Source organism: Saccharopolyspora ipomoeae, assembly GCF_029952525.1.
Lineage (GTDB): Bacteria > Actinomycetota > Actinomycetes > Mycobacteriales > Pseudonocardiaceae > Saccharopolyspora > Saccharopolyspora ipomoeae.
The window spans coordinates 100,243-115,957 of the sequence record NZ_JASAOF010000006.1 but is presented as its reverse complement, the minus strand read 5'-3'; the positions used below and the strand labels follow the sequence as shown (position 1 = coordinate 115,957).

The following is a 15,715-nucleotide window of genomic DNA, read 5'->3' as shown; positions in this document are numbered from 1 at the left end:
GAAACATTTCGGATTGCCGTCTCGGCGAATGCCTTTTGTGTTTTCTCAACGCGGAGGAGATGCGTTCATGACCTTCAGCAGACGAATGCGCGTGGCGGCGATCGGTGCCGCGCTCGCGTGCACGGCGCTGATCACCCCGACGGTGGCCGCCGCTGCCCCGACCTACCAGGACGCGTCGGCACCGATCCCGGACCGGGTCGAGGACCTGCTGTCGCGGATGTCGTTGCAGGACAAGATCGGTCAGATGACCCAGGCCGAGCGGGTCGCAGCCGATCCGCGGACGGCGGCGTCCGCGTCGCTGGGTTCGGTGCTCAGCGGCGGCGGTTCGGCCCCGGAACCCAACACGGCGGAGTCCTGGGCGGACATGTACGACGAGTACCAGCGCGCGGCGACCTCGACCCCGCTGGGCATCCCGCTGATCTACGGCGTGGACGCGGTGCACGGGCACAACAACGTGCACGGCGCGACGATCTTCCCGCACAACATCGGTCTGGGCGCGGCCAACGACCCGCAGCTGACGGAGGACATCGGCCGTGCGACCGCCGAGGAGATCTCCGGCACCGGCATCGACTGGGACTTCGCCCCGTGCCTGTGCGTGGCCCGCAACGACCGCTGGGGACGCACCTACGAGTCCTTCGGCGAAACCCCGGAGCGGCCCACGGCAAACGCGACGGCCGTCGACGGCCTGCAGGGCGAGGCGCTCAACGCCCCGGGTTCGGTGCTGGCCACGGCCAAGCACTACATCGGCGACGGTGGCACCACGGGCGGTGACGACCAGGGCAACACCGAGATCGACGAGCAGGAGCTGCGCCGCATCCACCTGCCCCCGTTCCAGGAGGCGATCAACCGCGGCGTCGGTTCGGTGATGATCTCCTACAGCAGCTGGAACGGCCTGAAGCTGCACGCCCACTCGTACCTGATCAACGACGTGCTCAAGGGCGAGCTGGGTTTCCAGGGCTTCGTGATCTCCGACTACGACGCGATCGACCAGATCGACGGCCAGCTGGGCTTCACCGCCGAGGAGGTCGCCACCGCGATCAACTCCGGCCTCGACATGATCATGGTGCCGAACGACTGGCAGAAGTTCACCGAGCTGCTGCGCGGCGAGGTGGAGAACGGCAACGTCCCGATGTCGCGCATCGACGACGCGAATCGCCGCATCCTCACCAAGAAGTTCGAGCTCGGCCTGTTCGAGAACCCCTACACGGACCGCCAGTTCACCGGCACGGTCGGCAGCCCCGAGCACCGCGCCCTGGCCCGCGACGCGGTCCGCAAGTCCCAGGTCCTGCTCAAGAACGACGGCGGCGTGCTGCCGCTGGCCAAGGACGGCGGAAAGCTGTTCGTGGCGGGCAAGAACGCCGACGACATCGGCAACCAGTCCGGCGGCTGGACCATCAGCTGGCAGGGCGAGAGCGGCCCCATCACCCCGGGAAGCACGATCCTGCAAGGCATCCGGGACGCCGCGAAGAGCACGGAAGTCACCTACGACCGCAACGGCGAAGGCATCGACTCCTCCTACCGCGCCGCGATCGCGGTCGTCGGCGAAACCCCGTACGCCGAAGGCCAGGGCGACCGCCCCTCCGGCATGGGCCTCGACCAGGAGGACCTGGCCACGTTGAAGAAGCTGGAGGACAGCGGAGTCCCGGTCATCGCCGTCACGGTCTCCGGCCGCCCCCTGGACATCGCCGAACACCTCCCCCGCTGGGACGCCCTCCTCGCCTCCTGGCTCCCCGGCACCGAAGGAGCCGGCGTCGCCGACGTCCTCTTCGGAGACCACAACCCGACGGCCACCCTCCCCATGACGTGGATGACCTCGGCAGACCAACAACCCATCAACGACGGAGACGGCCAAAAACCCCTGTTCCCCTACGGCTTCGGCCTGACGTACTGACCTGACGATTCTGGAAATCCCCTGGTCACCACGTGGTGGCCAGGGGATTTCTTTGTGCCGAAAGCATCACCGCAAAAACCGACAATGGCCGTTGCTGTACGCGATGCGCAAAGTACTCGGCTTCCTGCGCTCGCGACAAGAACCGGCCCGGTAGACCGGTAACAGCCGCACATCCGGATCTACGACCTGCACGGGACCAAGTCGTCGCAATGGGGACCGGACGGGGAGGCCGGTGACAGTTGGGAGCCGCTGGAGGCCGTCGCGCCCGAGTTGCTGAGGTGGCAATGAGGACCGGCCGAGGAGACCGGTGACAGCAGCCGACGACATCATCAGCAGCTCAACTGAGGAAGTTCGTGGCAATGAGGACCGGCTGTGGAGGCCGGTGACAGACGCCAGCGAGCACGCCGTCAACCTGATCGCCGAGATCATCCCGTGGCAATGAGGACCGGCCGTGGAGGCCGGTGACAGCAGCTGCGGCCACACCGGGACCGAAGACCTCAGCAGCCGGGTGGCAATGAGGACCGGCCGTGGAGGCCGGTGACAGTCGTGGCGCTCAATCCAGAAAACGAGCACGAACCGCTTGGGTGGCAATGAGGACCGGCCGTGGAGGCCGGTGACAGTTCTGCACACTGGACAAGCACCGCCCCGACGCCCGCGTGGCAATGAGGACCGGCCGTGGAGGCCGGTGACAGCCGTTTGAGCACACCGACCATCGACACCGCGCCAGCGGTGTGGCAATGAGGTCCGGCCGTGGAGGCCGGTGACAGGGTGTCGGCACCCAAGACCCGGCAGCCGAGACCCTGGTGGCAATGAGGTCCGGCCGTGGAGGCCGGTGACAGGGCTATCCAAATGCAGCGGGTCTGACCTGCGTTTTCAAAGATCAAGGCGAGCGACCCCTCTTGGAGATCGCGCAGAACCAACTTAGACGATCTTACACCCGACCACCAACGCCATGACCTGTGAAAACGGTAAGCGAGCGGCCACGCCTGGAACGGTCACCGCTGGGCCGCTCGCATGGAGCGGCCTGACGTTCGACTATCGGACGCCGATGCGTCCGGCCATGCTGCGGAGTCGGGGTGTCCGGGACTCGCGGGTGCCGAGCAGATCGCGGGTGACGGATTTGAGGAGCGTCTGATGCTTGGCCCAGTCCGGCGCCATCTGCTCAGCGGTGAGGACGAAGTTGGCGGCTTTGTCGTACTGTCCCAGCCGGGTGTGCGCCAGTGCCCGGTCGGTGAGGTGCCGAGCCCTGGCTGCCAGAGACAGGGCTGCTCCCGCGTTGGGCATGCCGCGAGCGGCGGTGAGAACGTCGCCGAATTCCTCGGTCTGCACACCGACATCGACACTCTGCATCGCAACTTGCGACGGACCGAACGCGGTCTGGTAGCCCTGCCGATCCTCGTCGATCCGGTGCGCGACCTCGGAACTCTCGGCAAGCAGGCTCCGCGCACGCCCGTTCTTCCGCGCACGTGCGGCCGCGGTCGCTGCGGTGAGCACCAACGATCCGTACACCGACAAGCCCGGCGGGCTGAACAACCGCCCCCGCAACTCCCGAACCCGCTTACCAAGAGCCTTGTCAGACACGAGGAACCACCTCATTCCACCACCAAGAACCACCCAGCCTAGCCATCACACGATCAGCTGATGCCCCTCGACCAGGCAAAATGCACCCACCTGAGTCGTCGGGATGGCGACAGACGGCCCGCCAAGCACGAACAGAAGAAGGCTGCGGCAGTCACGCGGCAACGAGCACCGGTCGGATATGCCAGTGGCAGAACAAAGGTGGCGTTGGCAAGACGAACGAAGTCATGTGGCAATGAGGACCGGCCGGAGAGGCCGGTGACAGCGCGCCGTGATGCACGACAAGAAGGGCACGCTCTTCTAGTGGCAATGAGGACCGGCCGGGGAGGCCGGTGACGGAATGATCTACCGGCGCAGCGTTGGCGCCCCCTAGAGGGTGGCAATGAGGACCGGCCGGGGAGGCCGGTGACGGACGAAAACAGAGCTCAAGACCTGGGTTCTCGCGCGAGTGTGGCAATGAGGACCGGCCGGGGAGGCCGGTGACGGGGCTGTCCAAATCCACCGGGTCTGACCTGGGTTTTCAAAGATCAAGGCGAGCGACCCCCAATGGAGATCGCGCACAACCAACCTAGACGATCTTACACCCAGCCACCAGGCTCCTGACCTGCGAAAAGGGCGTGCGAGCGGCTACGCCTGGGACGGTCACCGCTGGACCGCTCGCACAGCTCGATCGCCTGTTCTGCTGGCTTGAGCTGAGCGCGAGCCAGCGTCACTGCGTGAGCCTCTTCGTCGGGATTGCGGGCGCTGGGTAGGTGTCGAGAACCTCCGCGAGGTCTCGGAGGTGTTGGCCGAGTTGTTGGCAGTCCTGCCCGGTGAGGCGTCCGCCCCCGGCGTCATAGGCTGCTTCGTCGAGGAGCCATTGGGTTTGGCGGAGAGCGATAGCCAGTGCCGCTTCGCGAGTGGTCATCGTGGGCGCTCGCAGGTCTTGCAGCGGGGGCGTCGGGTCGTGGGGTGCCCGGGTTCCGCCCACATCACCGGTTGTCCGCACGCGGCGGTCGGCTCGCCTTCCACGACGAGGTGGGTTTCGACGTCTCGCAGTGACGGCGACGGCAGCCACCGCCGCGCGACCGCCCCCAGAGTTGTTCCAGTCATGCCCTCAACATCGGCCCGCCGCAGGGGGAATCGGGTACGTTTCGTACCTCCACCCGATCAGTGGACGCCGATGCGGGTGGCGAGGGAACGGACGACCGCGGCCTGGCCCGTGGGTGGTTGGGCGAGCAGGGAGTGCGTGAGTTCGCGCGCCCATCCGTTGAAGCGGGCCGTCTCGGGAGCGGTTCGCACCGAGCGGTCGAGGATCGCGAGCGTGGTGTCCCGATCTCCTTGCAGGTCGTGCACCCTGGCGACCTCGATGAGGTGCCGGGCACGACGTGGAACGGAGGCGATGTCGGCCGGGTCGAAGTCGGCTGCGCGTCGCGCTTCTCCCGCGCGGCGGAGTTCCACGCCGAGGGTGACGGCGTTGGCCTTCATCACGGGCAGACCGAAACTCGTTTGCACATGGCGGTATTCGGTTCCGAGCCGTTGGGCGAACCGGTTCGCTGCTTCCCAGTGCCGCCAGGCTTCACCGTGCCGGCCTTGACGGGCGCAGGTGAGGGCGTTCTCCGCGTGCAGCGCGCCGACGATGCCCCGCCAGTCGTCCGGGCACGAGTCGAGGTGGGGTTCGACCTGGGCGATGCCGTCGGTGGCCACGCTGATCGCCTCCTCCCAGCGCCCCGACTCGCGCAACGCCTGCACCAGCGCCCACGCGCTCGCCGCCATCTCGTACGGGTCGTCGGTTTCCTGCGCCTCGGTGACGGCGCGGTCCGCGACCAGCCACACCAGTTCCGGCGCGGGCTGGAACGCCACGTAGAAGTCCGCGAGCCGGTAAACACCCGCCAGGACGCGTCGCGCCTCGCGTCGTTGCGGGCCTTGACGTGCGCGGACAGCGGTTGGGGCGTCGCGGATCAACGCGGGCAGCAGTTCGCCGAGGCGCGTGCGGTGATCCGGCGAAGCGTGCCGAACCTTCCACGCACCTGCCAGCCGCTCCCGCAGATGCGCCAGATCCACCGCGCGCGACTCCGGCTTCAGCCGATATTCCGTCAACGCCTCCTGAACGTCGTGAAGCGCGGCGTGGGCCGCGGCCGGACCGTACTTGGAGACCGAGACCGCGTCCCCGTTTCCGGTGAGCTCGGCCAGGTCCCGCACGTCGAGCGCGTGCGCGATCTTGGCGAGCATCGATAACTTCGGCGTCTGCAACCGGCCCGTCTCGACCGCCTTCACCCACTCGGCCGACCGCTCAACGAGCCCACCCAGCACACGACGACTCATCCCGACGCGCTCCCGCGCCAACCGAATCCTTGCTCCCACCGAGGAAGACATGAATAGAGCGTAGGCGAAGACACCGACAGATGACGCCGAGTGAACCTACCGAGCAGAGAACCCGGGTCCGGCTTGGCAACGTTGCAATGGGGACCGGCCGGGGAGGCCGGTGACGGCATCAGGACATGCGGCTACCCCGAACACCCGCTGGTCGAGTGGCAATGGGGACCGGCCAGGGAGGCCGGTGACGGTCCGGGACACCGACCTCCTACCCACCGTTGTCCGCCCGGAGTGGCAATGGGGACCGGCCGGGGAGGCCGGTGACAGACGCATACTCGGCCACTCCGTGGCAATTCCCGACTTGTGGCAATGGGGACCGGCCGGGGAGGCCGGTGACAGGAGTGGGAGGCGGGTCGTGGTCGCCCGAGGAAGTGATGTGGCAATGAGGACCGGCCGGTGACGGCCGCGAGCTCTGAGCTGGTCGAACTCACTGCATCTGGTGGCAATGAGGACCGGCCGGGGAGGCCGGTGACGGCCAACAGCCACTACCGCCGCACCAACCTCGAACCCAAGAGTGGCAATGAGGACCGGCCGGGGAGGCCGGTGACGGGGCTGTCCAAATCCACCGGGTCTGACCTGGGTTTTCAAAGATCAAGGCGAGCGACCCCCATTGGAGATCGCGCACGACCAACCTAGACGATCTTACACTCAGCCACCAACGCCTTGACCTAGGAATTCGACATGCGAGCACCTACGCCTGGGACGGTCACCGCTGGACCGCTCGCGAAGCCGTCCGCTCGTACGGCGACCGCGCATCAGCAGGACCGCAGAGGACCAGGCGCAACGCGCACCGAGCGGACGGACTTCGCGAGGGTTCAACGATGCCGATCAGACACGCACCTCGAAGAACTGGACACCCCTCGTCCAGGTGGTCAGCGTACGAAGGAGGTGAAGAGTTGTAGCCAGGCGGCTCGGAGGAGGAGGCGGGTGGTGCCCGCCCTGTCTTCGTCGGCGGTCCGTTGCCGGCGGATGTTGCGCACCAGGAAAAATCCTCTTCGACTCCGTAGGGCCGGGCGTCGTCGCACATCGGCCCTGGAACTTTCGACGCCTGGCGGGACTCCGTTGTCTCGCCAGGCCGCACACCCGGCCGAAGCACGGGCTGCGATCGATACCTTGGCGGTTACCTGGCGTTTACGCAAGGGATTTCTCCCGCCGAACACCCTCCGTTGATCGCAAATAGGCGCCTGACCTGCGATGATCGAATGCGAGTTAGCCGATCGGGTGGAGCAACGGCTTATGCTGCGAACGGCGGCTTGCGCTTCGAGGCAACCAGGAGGACGCGAATGCAGTACCGGCATCTGGGCAGCAGCGGCATGATCATCAGCGAGCTGGTCTACGGCAACTGGATCACGCACGGCTCCCAGGTCGAGGAGAACGCCGCCGTGGCGTGCGTGCGGGCCGCGCTGAACAACGGCATCACCAGCTTCGACACCGCTGACGTCTACGCAGGTGGGCGCGCCGAGGAAGTCCTCGGGCGGGCGTTGCGCTCGGAGCGCCGCGAGGGGCTGGAGATCTTCACGAAGGTCTACCACCCGATGGGCGAGGGCAAGAACGACCGCGGGCTGTCCCGCAAGCACATCATGGAGTCGATCGACAACTCGCTGCGCAGGCTGCAGACCGACTACGTCGACCTCTACCAGGCGCACCGCTACGATCCGGAGACTCCCCTGGAGGAGACGATGGAAGCCTTCGCCGACGTCGTCCGCAGCGGAAAAGCCCATTACATCGGTGTTTCCGAGTGGACCGCCGAGCAGATCCGCGAAGGCCACCAGCTGGCCCGGGAGCTTCGGATCCCGCTGGTGTCGAACCAGCCCCAGTACTCCGCGTTGTGGCGGGTCATCGAGGGCGAGGTCGTGCCCGCGTCCCGCGAGCTGGGAATCGGGCAGATCGTGTTCTCCCCCATCGCCCAGGGCGTGCTGACCGGCAAGTACCTGCCGGGCGCCGCGCCGCCGGAGGGTTCGCGCGCCACCGACGAGCGCGGCTCCACCTTCGTGGCCCGCTACCTGCGCGACGAGGTCCTGGAACGCGTCCAACTGCTCAAACCCCTCGCCGAGGAAGCCGGCCTGACGCTGACCCAGCTGGCGGTGGCGTGGGTGCTGCAGAACGACAACGTCTCGGCCGCGATCATCGGCGCCTCCCGGCCCGAGCAGGTGTCGGAGAACGCCGTGGCCGCGGGAGTGCGGCTGGACGCGGACCTGGTGGCGAAGATGAACGAGATCCTCGCGCCGGTCGTGGTCACCGATCCCGGCAAAACCGCGGAGAACGCGCCGAAGTCCCGCAGCTGACCGCCGCGTCGCCCTTCCGGGAGCGCCGACGAGCTCGTAACCTGCGACCGTTGACCACGACCCGGGAGGGCGACGATGCGACCGAAACGCCTGGTGGACGCGGTGCTGTTCGACACCTTCGGCACCGTCGTCGACTGGAGAACCGGCATCGCGCAAGCCGTCACCGAGTTCGCCGGGGACGCCGTCGACGCGAACGCGTTCGCCCTCGCCTGGCGAGGCCGGTACCTGCCGTCGATGGCACCGGTCCGCCGCGGCGAGCGAGGCTTCGTCGACCTCGACGTGCTGCACCGCGAGAACCTCGAAGCCACCGCAGCCGAGTTCGGCCTCCCCCTGGACCGCGAACCGTCCGATGTGGACTGGCTGAACCGGGCGTGGCACCGCGTTCCCGCCTGGCCCGACAGCGTTCCAGGCCTCACCGAGATCAAGCGGGACTTCATCATCGGACCGCTGTCCAACGGCCACACCGCCCTGCTGACCAACATGGCCAAGCACGCGGGCCTGCCGTGGGACGTGATCATCGGCTCCGACATCACCCGCACCTACAAGCCCGACCCGGGCGCGTACCTGCGCACCGCCGACCTCCTCCACCTGCCACCCGAGCGCGTGATGCTGTGCGCCGCCCACAACGCAGACCTCGAAGCCGCCAAGAAGGCCGGGCTGCGGACGGCATTCGTCCCCCGCCCGACGGAGTACGGCCCGGACCAGCGCGAAGACCTCCACGCAACGGGCCCGTGGGACGTGATCGCCCGCGACATCGCCGACCTTGCCGTCCAGCTTGCCGAACACGAACCCAGCTGAGGCGGTCGTTCACCGCCGCGGCACCCGGTGACTGCACACGGTCCGCTTCCCTAACCAGGGACTTTGATCAAGTTTTGAGGAAAGGCCATCACGCTCGGGGTTCATTCGGTAACCTTCCGCGTTCGAGAGCGGGCGTTGCGGTGCGTCCGGTGTCCTCGACACTCTTGCGGGAGGCAGTACTTGGCCGAGGGGTCCTTCATCAATCCCTATACGTTCGTTCCTTTCCCGGATGAACCCGCACCCCGCGGTACACCGCACGGTCACGCTGGCAACGGTGACCTCCTCTCCGGTTTCCTCCAGGTGACCATCACGACGCGGACGCCACTCCTGCTACGAGATATCACCTCCCGGCAGACCGACGTACCGCGCCGTTCCGACGGAACGCCGTTCATCCCCGGGTCCGCCCTCAAAGGCGCGATCCGCTCGTTGCACGAGACACTTGTCGGCGGGTGCCTCCGAGTCTTCAACAGCGACTTCTGCCCCGCATACCGGGATTCTTCGTCGGGTGAGCAGATCGGCGACGTGCGCATGGCCATCGTGGACGAGCACGCGGACGAGAACTCTCCCCCAGTCCTGCGCCTGTGCGAGAAGTCGGGCAAGAACGCTTCGCTCCGGCTGCGCGTCAAACAGGACAAGCTGGTGCAGCTGAACGACGAGAAGGCGCTCACCTCCGGTGCCCGGCTTGATGTCAAGTTCGATCCCGGTTCTGGTGCCGTCATCGAGGCGAACCACAATCCTCAAGGCGATTGGGTCGTGTTCATCACCGCAGCGCGTCCGGGAAGCTCGAAGAAGCCCTACTCCGCCCAGATCCGGCGGGCACCGCTCAAGCCCACGAGTCAAGCGGACCTGGTCACGGTGTCGCCCGAGGTCTGGAACCGCTATCTCTTGGCAGTGGCCGGCGCTGACGACCTGCGTACCGCGCAGCTGGTCAACAGGACGCCCGGTCAGCAGACCGAGCCGGTGCAGCTCGGCAACAAGACCGTCGGTCACCGGTACCTCGCGAGCCGGAAGTTGACTCCAGGTCAGCCGGTGTGGGCTGTGATGAACGGGAACGAGATCGTCGCCCTTCGGCTGGGGATGATCTGGCGTCACCTCCAAGGAGAGCCCGCGAGCGAGCGGATTCCCCCGGGACTGCGTCCCTGCACCAAGAGCGATGACCTCTGCCCCAGCTGCCGCCTGTTCGGTTCAGCGGAGACCGAGCGAGACACCCGCGAACGGGCCGAGCAACACTCCTACCGGGGGCACGTCCGCTTCGGTGATGCGACCGCCCAAGGCGAAGTCACCACCCGGAAGGTCGTACTGCCACCGTTGGGTGCACCGCGTCCCGGTACCGGACAGTTCTACCTCGTCAACGACGCGTTCGAGAGCCGGACAACGAGAGGTCGGCCGCTCCGCGAATGGGGGTCTCAGGCTGATGCCGACAGCCCCAGAATGCTTCGCGGACGGAAGTACTACTGGCACACGAAACTTCCCGACGGACGAGCGACACCGGCTCGCGGTGACGAAAGAGTGCCCAGCAACAAGAACATGTCGCGGTCCGCGCACGTGGTCGACCAAGGTGCCGTGTACACCGCGAGGTTGTCCTTCACCGACATCGACGAACAGCAGCTCGGGAGCCTGCTCGCCGCGCTGCAACCCGGTTGCCTGGGCGGGACGGAGGCGTGGCAACACATCGGGGGTGGCCGTCCGGTCGGGTATGGCTCGTGCACGGTCGAAGTTGACGAGCAGTCCAGCGTCGTCTGGCGTTCCAGCAGCAGGTACGGACCGGCCCCGCAGCCGCAATCTGTCGATCAGTCCGCCTATGTCTCCGCCTTCCGCGCGTGGGCGCAGGCCACCATCCCGTCAGTCGTCGAGCAGTGGGATCCCCTGATCAGCAAGGTGCTCTCGCCTGACACGATCAGCGATCCGCGCAAGGTCTCGTACCCACCGGGTCCGAGATCCGAAGCAGCCGATTCAGCGACCCCTTTCGAATTCTTCACCTACACCAGCGGGATCTCGTTGAAAGCCACCAAATACCAACCCGCCCGCGAGTTCCCACTCACCTCATTGCCGAAGCTCGACTCGGGCGACCAGACCCTTCCGGCCATCACCGATGCCAATGACGAGGCTGCACAGGCGAAGAAGCGGGAGCGATGAAGACATTCCTCGACGTCGGTGTCATCCGAGTGCAATCCTGGCTGACTCTCGCTCCCAACCTCCACGCCCGCCGGGGCGCCTCCACCATGATCCGCAAAGCCACCGAACCCGAGGCCGTTCGGCAAATGCTGCGCGAACTGGGATTGGAGTCCGCAGCATTGCGTTGCGACGAGGCCGGGCACATCGACGGCGTCATCCCGCTCCGCATCCTCGATGACTCGAAGAAGAAAGACGTCGAACGGCATGTCGTCCGCCACCTGCAGGCGAAGCTTCCGGGCGCGTCGCTGAAAACTCAGCACTGCGAGGGCAAGGACTGGTTGTCGGCGCACCACAGTGCGGGATCGTCCCAGAGTTTCGAATGGCCGGCGGTGGTGTTGGAATGGCCGATGGCGAAGGTCTGCGACTGGTGCCACCGGTTGCCCGCCACGCACGAGGCGATCAGGGTACCCGACGACAGCGGTCAGACCCCGTTCAAGGACCTGTGCATCGGGTGCATCCAGCGACTTCCTGACGGGGGCTATTCGACTGGCAAACCCGGCGAGGAACCCGGCCCGGAGAAGGATCTGCTCGAACTGCTCCCCGGTCGCAAGGTTCCGGACAGGACCAAGTCCCTCGCCGAGCTCGGTGAGGTCCAGGACAACACCCACCTCGCCACCGTGTACGCGGACGGCAACGCCATCGGCCGTCTCGGCAGATCCCTTCGCAAACTGCAGGAACCGGATTCTGACGCGACGACCTTCGAACTTCCGGGAGCGATCAGTTCGGCCACGTGGTCCTCACTCATTGACGCTGTCACCAGCATTGACACCGGGGACACGCCTGTTCTCCCGATCATCGCGCACCTCGTCGGGGGCGACGACGTGCTGGTGAGCGTGCCCGCTCACAAGGCGTGGCGGTTCACGCGAACCTTGCTGGAGAAGTTCAGCGAACACCTCGGTACCGCTCTCAATGAGGCAGGACTCGGCCACCTCGAAACCCCGTCCATTTCAGCCGGTGTGGTCATCCACCACCACACCACACCGTTCGCGGACGTCATCGAGCTCGCCGACGCGCTGCTCAAGCACTCCAAACGTCACGGACGTGCCAAACCAGCCTTGGCGTGGCACGACATCACGCATGAAGGACCAGAAATGCTACCGGGCCAGCCGTTCCTGACGCTCGAGGACTTCCAGGACTGCTTCGGGCCTCTGAACAAGCTCTTCGGGCTCAGCGCCTCGCAACGACTCACGTTGCTGGACTACGCGCAGGCCAACGAGGACCTGCTATTGCAGCAGGCGCAGCGGTTGGACCACCGGGACGTGATCGAGCCGTTCATCACCGGCCCGCTCCGCATCGCGCAGGCCTTGAGCATCGTTCGCTGGTGGAGGTCCGATGAACCGGCTTGATCTCACCATCACGTTCCACGGCCCGTTCCGGGTCTCGACCGGCCACGCCCGTGCGGGTATCGATGCGGCGATCGACGCCAAGAACCCGCTTCCCAGCACGAGTCTCAAGGGTGTGATGCGGGGGACGGCGAAACTCCTGCTCGGTGAGAACGCGCTCTGGGTCGAGAAGGTGTTCGGCTCGCACACCTACGAATGCCCGTGGCGCTGGTCCGCGGCCACCGCCGACTGGCAGCCCACCACGGCGGCGGCACGCGTCGCGATCGACCCGGCGACCCATACGGCACGTCCGGACATGCTCGGGATCAGCGAGCAGACCGGCGCAACCACGGCCGCCTTCAGCATCACCCAGCGCGGACACATCGATCCCGACGAGCTCGAAACGCACCTGCGGGTATTGGCGATCTCCGCGCAGGCGACGCGGTCCCTCGGCGCGAACCGGCGTCGTGGGCTCGGCTGGGTCTCCTTGTCGTGCGATCACCCGCTGGACCGCGACGCTGTTGAGACGTTCCTGCGACTCCGCGCGCAACTCTCCCCGCAGGAGGCGGAATGAGCGACTACGTCAAAGTCAACATCAAGCTGGATGAGCCGGTCGCTCCGGTCAAGTACGCTCGCCCGGACTACCGGCAGGAGGTTTACGACCACATCCCTGGTTCGGTTCTGCGCGGGGCGATCGCCGCGGTGTGGCGGCAAAAAGGCATCGACCCGACCTCGGAGAAGTTCCTCGACGTTTTCGAAGGCGAGGGCAGCTTCGGACCGCTGCACAGTTCGCAGAGCTTGCCGATCCCGATCTCGGTCCACCTCCACAAACACGTACCGCTCGAGGACTGCACGCTCAGCTGGGACGCCGCCGATCCAGAAGAAGTGCACCCGGAAAGGTGTTCCCACTGCGGTAGCGAGTACGAGGCAAGCAAGGGACAGGCTCACGGCTCCGTCTCGATCACGTCGCGCACGATGACCAGACTCGACACCAACGGCGTGGCCGAAGACGGCTACCTGTTCAGTCAGCAGGAGCTCGATGCGGGTCTGCAGCTCGAGGGATGGCTGTACGGCCCCGCTGTTGGTGCGCTTACCGATGATGCGGTTCGAGTGAAGGAACTGCTGCTCGGATCCCGTCGCGGCGTGCGCGGTGCCGCGACCATCTCGTTCGAGAGAGGAACCCGGGCAACCGCTGTCCAGGCCAGCGGCAACGAGGTGATTCTCCGGCTCGCCTCTCCCGGGTTGTTCGTCGACGAGTTCGGCATGCCCACCGAGATCCCGGACTTGGAAGAGATCCGTTCGGTGCTGGGCATGAAGGAGATCACCTTGGTGGACTACTGGTCCCGGTGGACCGATGCCGGTGGCTGGCACGCTGCCAGCGGTCTTCCCAAACCCACCGAGCGGGCCGTGGCCGCCGGATCCACCTACAGGCTCCGGTTCGAGGCCGCGGTTCCGAAGCCCGCACGCGAAGAACTCGCAGCCCGCGGTGTCGGCCTCCGCCGCCGAGAAGGGTTCGGTGCGCTCTACAAGTACAACCCGGAGTCCTTCCGCACCATGGGAGCCCGATGAAGACAGCGATCATCTCCGTCAAGTTGCGCTTGGAAACCTCTGGTGGTGTCACCGCACCCGAGGCGCTCGCCACGGCTGACGAGATTCTCCCCTTGCGCAAACTGACCAACGGGCACCCGCACCTCCCGGGGACGACCGTGGCCGGAAGTCTCCGCGCCCACTGCCGCACGCGAACCGAGTTCGCCGGGGACGGCACGGCCCCGCTCTTCGGCGGGGAACCCGGCGAAGAGAAGCCGGCCGCTTCGGCCATCCAGATCCTCGGCACAACCTGCACACCCTCGGCGGACGCGGTGCCCCGCCGGCGCACCGCGATCGACAGGGAACGCGGCGGACCGGCCAACCTCCACCTGCACGGCATCGAACGCCTCCCGAGGGGCACGACGTTCGAGATCGTGCTGAGGTGGGACGCTCCCGACGAACGTTGGGAGCCTTTCAAAGAGCACCTCATGCGGTGGCGGCCACGGATCGGCCGCGGCAGCAGCGTCGGCGCCGGCGTCTGCACCGTCGTCGGTCTGGGCGAGCAGATCTACGACCTCGGCGACCCGGACGGTCTTCTCGCCTGGATCCAGGACAGCTCCGCAGCGCAGCACCCGGAACCGCGTGATCTCGGCACGTCCCGGTACGAGCCCCGACCACTGCTCGACGAAGAAGTCGTGTTCAAGATCGTCGAGCCTCTGCACGTGGGAACCGGCGAGCAGTACGACGGCGAGTCCTCGAAGGTCAACAGCGTTGTCCGCGACGGTGATTCCTACGTGGTCCCCGGTTCCACCCTCAAAGGCGTTTTCCGGTCGCGCGCCGAATACATCTGCCGCGTTCTCGGACACGACGCGTGCCTGGACCAGATGTGCGGGCGCTGCAGACCCTGCCGTTTGTTCGGCTATGCCGGGAAAACGCGGGACGCGCGCCGGTCGAAGATCGTCTTCTACGACGCCCCGATCTCCGCTGAGCAAGACCCCGCCGAGGAGCGGAAGCACGTCGTTCTCGACCGGTTTACCGGCGGAGCGCGCGATCAGCTGCTCTTCACCGACGAGGTCGTCACACACGGAAGCTTTGAGGTCCGTATCGAGGAGTTCGAACCCGATCACGACTCAGGTCGCTCCGACCGGGTCAACGAGCTCGACAAGGCACTTCTCAAAGCGGTGATACGCGACCTCCACGACGGCTTGATCGGCATTGGCGGCAGGACAACAGCCGGGTACGGCACAGTTCGTCTCCACGGCAGTCCACCCGCGCTCACCGACTTGACGGCGATCTTCGCTTCGGAGGCAGCATGAGCACGAACTGGCAGCTCATCGGCAGCGGGAAACGACGGCACGACCAATGGCGTGACCTGGTCACGATCACCTCGGGCTGCACTGCGGCGTGGGCGGACAACAACGGCTTCCACCAGGAGCCCTTCCCGGAAGACCCACCGGCCACGAGCCACCTGTGGGGATGGCGAGCGGGAACCTGGCTCCGCGTCCGCCTCGACACGCCGCACTGGTGGGCCGCCGTCCTCACCCTCGAAAACCTGGTGCTGCCCGAATGGACGACTCGAAGCATCCCGGAGCCCAGCATCCAGGCGGTTGTCCACTGGAAGAAGCGGGATAAGCGGACAAAGCAGTACCGGGGCACGTCAGGCCTGCTGGGTGGAGACAGCATCCAGCTCGTACCGGACGTCGCAGTTCCCGCACCGTTCATCGGTACCTCGGACACACTGTCGCGCTCAGAATCGTCCCCGAGCTAGCGAAGGGGTGATCAGA

At 66.4% G+C, this 15,715-nt stretch carries 11 protein-coding genes and 1 CRISPR repeat array; of the genes, 9 read left to right on the top strand and 2 right to left on the bottom strand.

The features are described from left to right. Nucleotides 1-67 precede the first annotated feature (67 nt). On the top strand, nucleotides 68-1,891 hold the full coding sequence (locus tag QFW96_RS12900; RefSeq protein ID WP_281455844.1) for a glycoside hydrolase family 3 protein: 1,824 nt from the start codon (nucleotides 68-70) through the stop codon (nucleotides 1,889-1,891). Nucleotides 1,892-2,094: 203 nt separating this feature from the next. Then, a CRISPR array of direct repeats spans nucleotides 2,095-2,730; the repeat unit is 36 nt; unit sequence GTGGCAATGAGGACCGGCCGTGGAGGCCGGTGACAG. A gap of 196 nt (nucleotides 2,731-2,926) precedes the next feature. Here the strand turns inward: QFW96_RS12900 and QFW96_RS12895 are convergent. Both QFW96_RS12895 and QFW96_RS12890 read right to left on the bottom strand, forming a co-directional pair. After that, a complete protein-coding gene (locus QFW96_RS12895) occupies nucleotides 2,927-3,472 on the bottom strand; it encodes a hypothetical protein (RefSeq protein WP_281455843.1) in 546 nt (181 codons plus the stop codon). A gap of 1,146 nt (nucleotides 3,473-4,618) precedes the next feature. Beyond that, a complete protein-coding gene (locus tag QFW96_RS12890) occupies nucleotides 4,619-5,824 on the bottom strand; it encodes a helix-turn-helix domain-containing protein (RefSeq protein WP_281455842.1) in 1,206 nt (401 codons plus the stop codon). A 1,283-nt stretch (nucleotides 5,825-7,107) separates the two neighbouring features. Here QFW96_RS12890 and QFW96_RS12885 point away from each other — a divergent pair. The 8 genes from QFW96_RS12885 (at nucleotide 7,108) to QFW96_RS12850 (ending at nucleotide 15,699) form a co-directional block, all read left to right on the top strand. After that, on the top strand, nucleotides 7,108-8,109 hold the full coding sequence (locus QFW96_RS12885) for an aldo/keto reductase family protein (protein WP_281455841.1): 1,002 nt from the start codon (nucleotides 7,108-7,110) through the stop codon (nucleotides 8,107-8,109). Nucleotides 8,110-8,184: 75 nt separating this feature from the next. Next, entirely contained in the window at nucleotides 8,185-8,907 is a 723-nt protein-coding gene (locus tag QFW96_RS12880; protein WP_281455840.1) for a haloacid dehalogenase type II, read from the top strand. Between the two features lie 180 nt (nucleotides 8,908-9,087). Continuing rightward, a complete protein-coding gene (locus tag QFW96_RS12875; RefSeq protein ID WP_281455839.1) occupies nucleotides 9,088-11,043 on the top strand; it encodes a TIGR03986 family type III CRISPR-associated RAMP protein in 1,956 nt (651 codons plus the stop codon). Further along, the gene (locus QFW96_RS12870) at nucleotides 11,040-12,428 is read left to right on the top strand and encodes a Cas10/Cmr2 second palm domain-containing protein (protein ID WP_281455838.1); all 1,389 of its coding nucleotides are present in this window, start codon (nucleotides 11,040-11,042) and stop codon (nucleotides 12,426-12,428) included. Before QFW96_RS12875 ends, QFW96_RS12870 begins: the two co-directional genes overlap by 4 nt. After that, nucleotides 12,415-12,978: an RAMP superfamily CRISPR-associated protein gene (locus tag QFW96_RS12865; RefSeq protein ID WP_281455837.1), complete on the top strand. Its 564-nt coding sequence runs from the start codon at nucleotides 12,415-12,417 to the stop codon at nucleotides 12,976-12,978. The genes QFW96_RS12870 and QFW96_RS12865 overlap by 14 nt, the downstream gene beginning before the upstream one ends. Next, complete coding sequence (locus tag QFW96_RS12860) at nucleotides 12,975-13,973, top strand: type III-B CRISPR module-associated Cmr3 family protein (RefSeq protein ID WP_281455836.1); 999 nt, start codon at nucleotides 12,975-12,977, stop codon at nucleotides 13,971-13,973. The genes QFW96_RS12865 and QFW96_RS12860 overlap by 4 nt, the downstream gene beginning before the upstream one ends. After that, the gene (locus QFW96_RS12855; protein ID WP_281455835.1) at nucleotides 13,970-15,247 is read left to right on the top strand and encodes an RAMP superfamily CRISPR-associated protein; all 1,278 of its coding nucleotides are present in this window, start codon (nucleotides 13,970-13,972) and stop codon (nucleotides 15,245-15,247) included. Before QFW96_RS12860 ends, QFW96_RS12855 begins: the two co-directional genes overlap by 4 nt. Next, nucleotides 15,244-15,699 (top strand): hypothetical protein, encoded by a 456-nt coding sequence (locus tag QFW96_RS12850; RefSeq protein ID WP_281455834.1) that lies wholly within the window; start codon nucleotides 15,244-15,246, stop codon nucleotides 15,697-15,699. The genes QFW96_RS12855 and QFW96_RS12850 overlap by 4 nt, the downstream gene beginning before the upstream one ends. Nucleotides 15,700-15,715: the final 16 nt, after the last annotated feature.

What these genes read in the sequence shown, in the direction of transcription:
- QFW96_RS12850 (WP_281455834.1), top strand. Translation starts at nt 15,244, where the DNA reads ATGAGCACGAACTGGCAGCTCATCGGCAGCGGGAAACGACGGCACGAC.
- QFW96_RS12870 (WP_281455838.1), top strand. Translation starts at nt 11,040, where the DNA reads ATGAAGACATTCCTCGACGTCGGTGTCATCCGAGTGCAATCCTGGCTG.
- QFW96_RS12885 (WP_281455841.1), top strand. Translation starts at nt 7,108, where the DNA reads ATGCAGTACCGGCATCTGGGCAGCAGCGGCATGATCATCAGCGAGCTG.
- QFW96_RS12880 (WP_281455840.1), top strand. Translation starts at nt 8,185, where the DNA reads ATGCGACCGAAACGCCTGGTGGACGCGGTGCTGTTCGACACCTTCGGC.
- QFW96_RS12865 (WP_281455837.1), top strand. Translation starts at nt 12,415, where the DNA reads ATGAACCGGCTTGATCTCACCATCACGTTCCACGGCCCGTTCCGGGTC.
- QFW96_RS12900 (WP_281455844.1), top strand. Translation starts at nt 68, where the DNA reads ATGACCTTCAGCAGACGAATGCGCGTGGCGGCGATCGGTGCCGCGCTC.
- QFW96_RS12860 (WP_281455836.1), top strand. Translation starts at nt 12,975, where the DNA reads ATGAGCGACTACGTCAAAGTCAACATCAAGCTGGATGAGCCGGTCGCT.
- QFW96_RS12890 (WP_281455842.1), bottom strand. Translation starts at nt 5,824, where the DNA reads ATGTCTTCCTCGGTGGGAGCAAGGATTCGGTTGGCGCGGGAGCGCGTC.
- QFW96_RS12855 (WP_281455835.1), top strand. Translation starts at nt 13,970, where the DNA reads ATGAAGACAGCGATCATCTCCGTCAAGTTGCGCTTGGAAACCTCTGGT.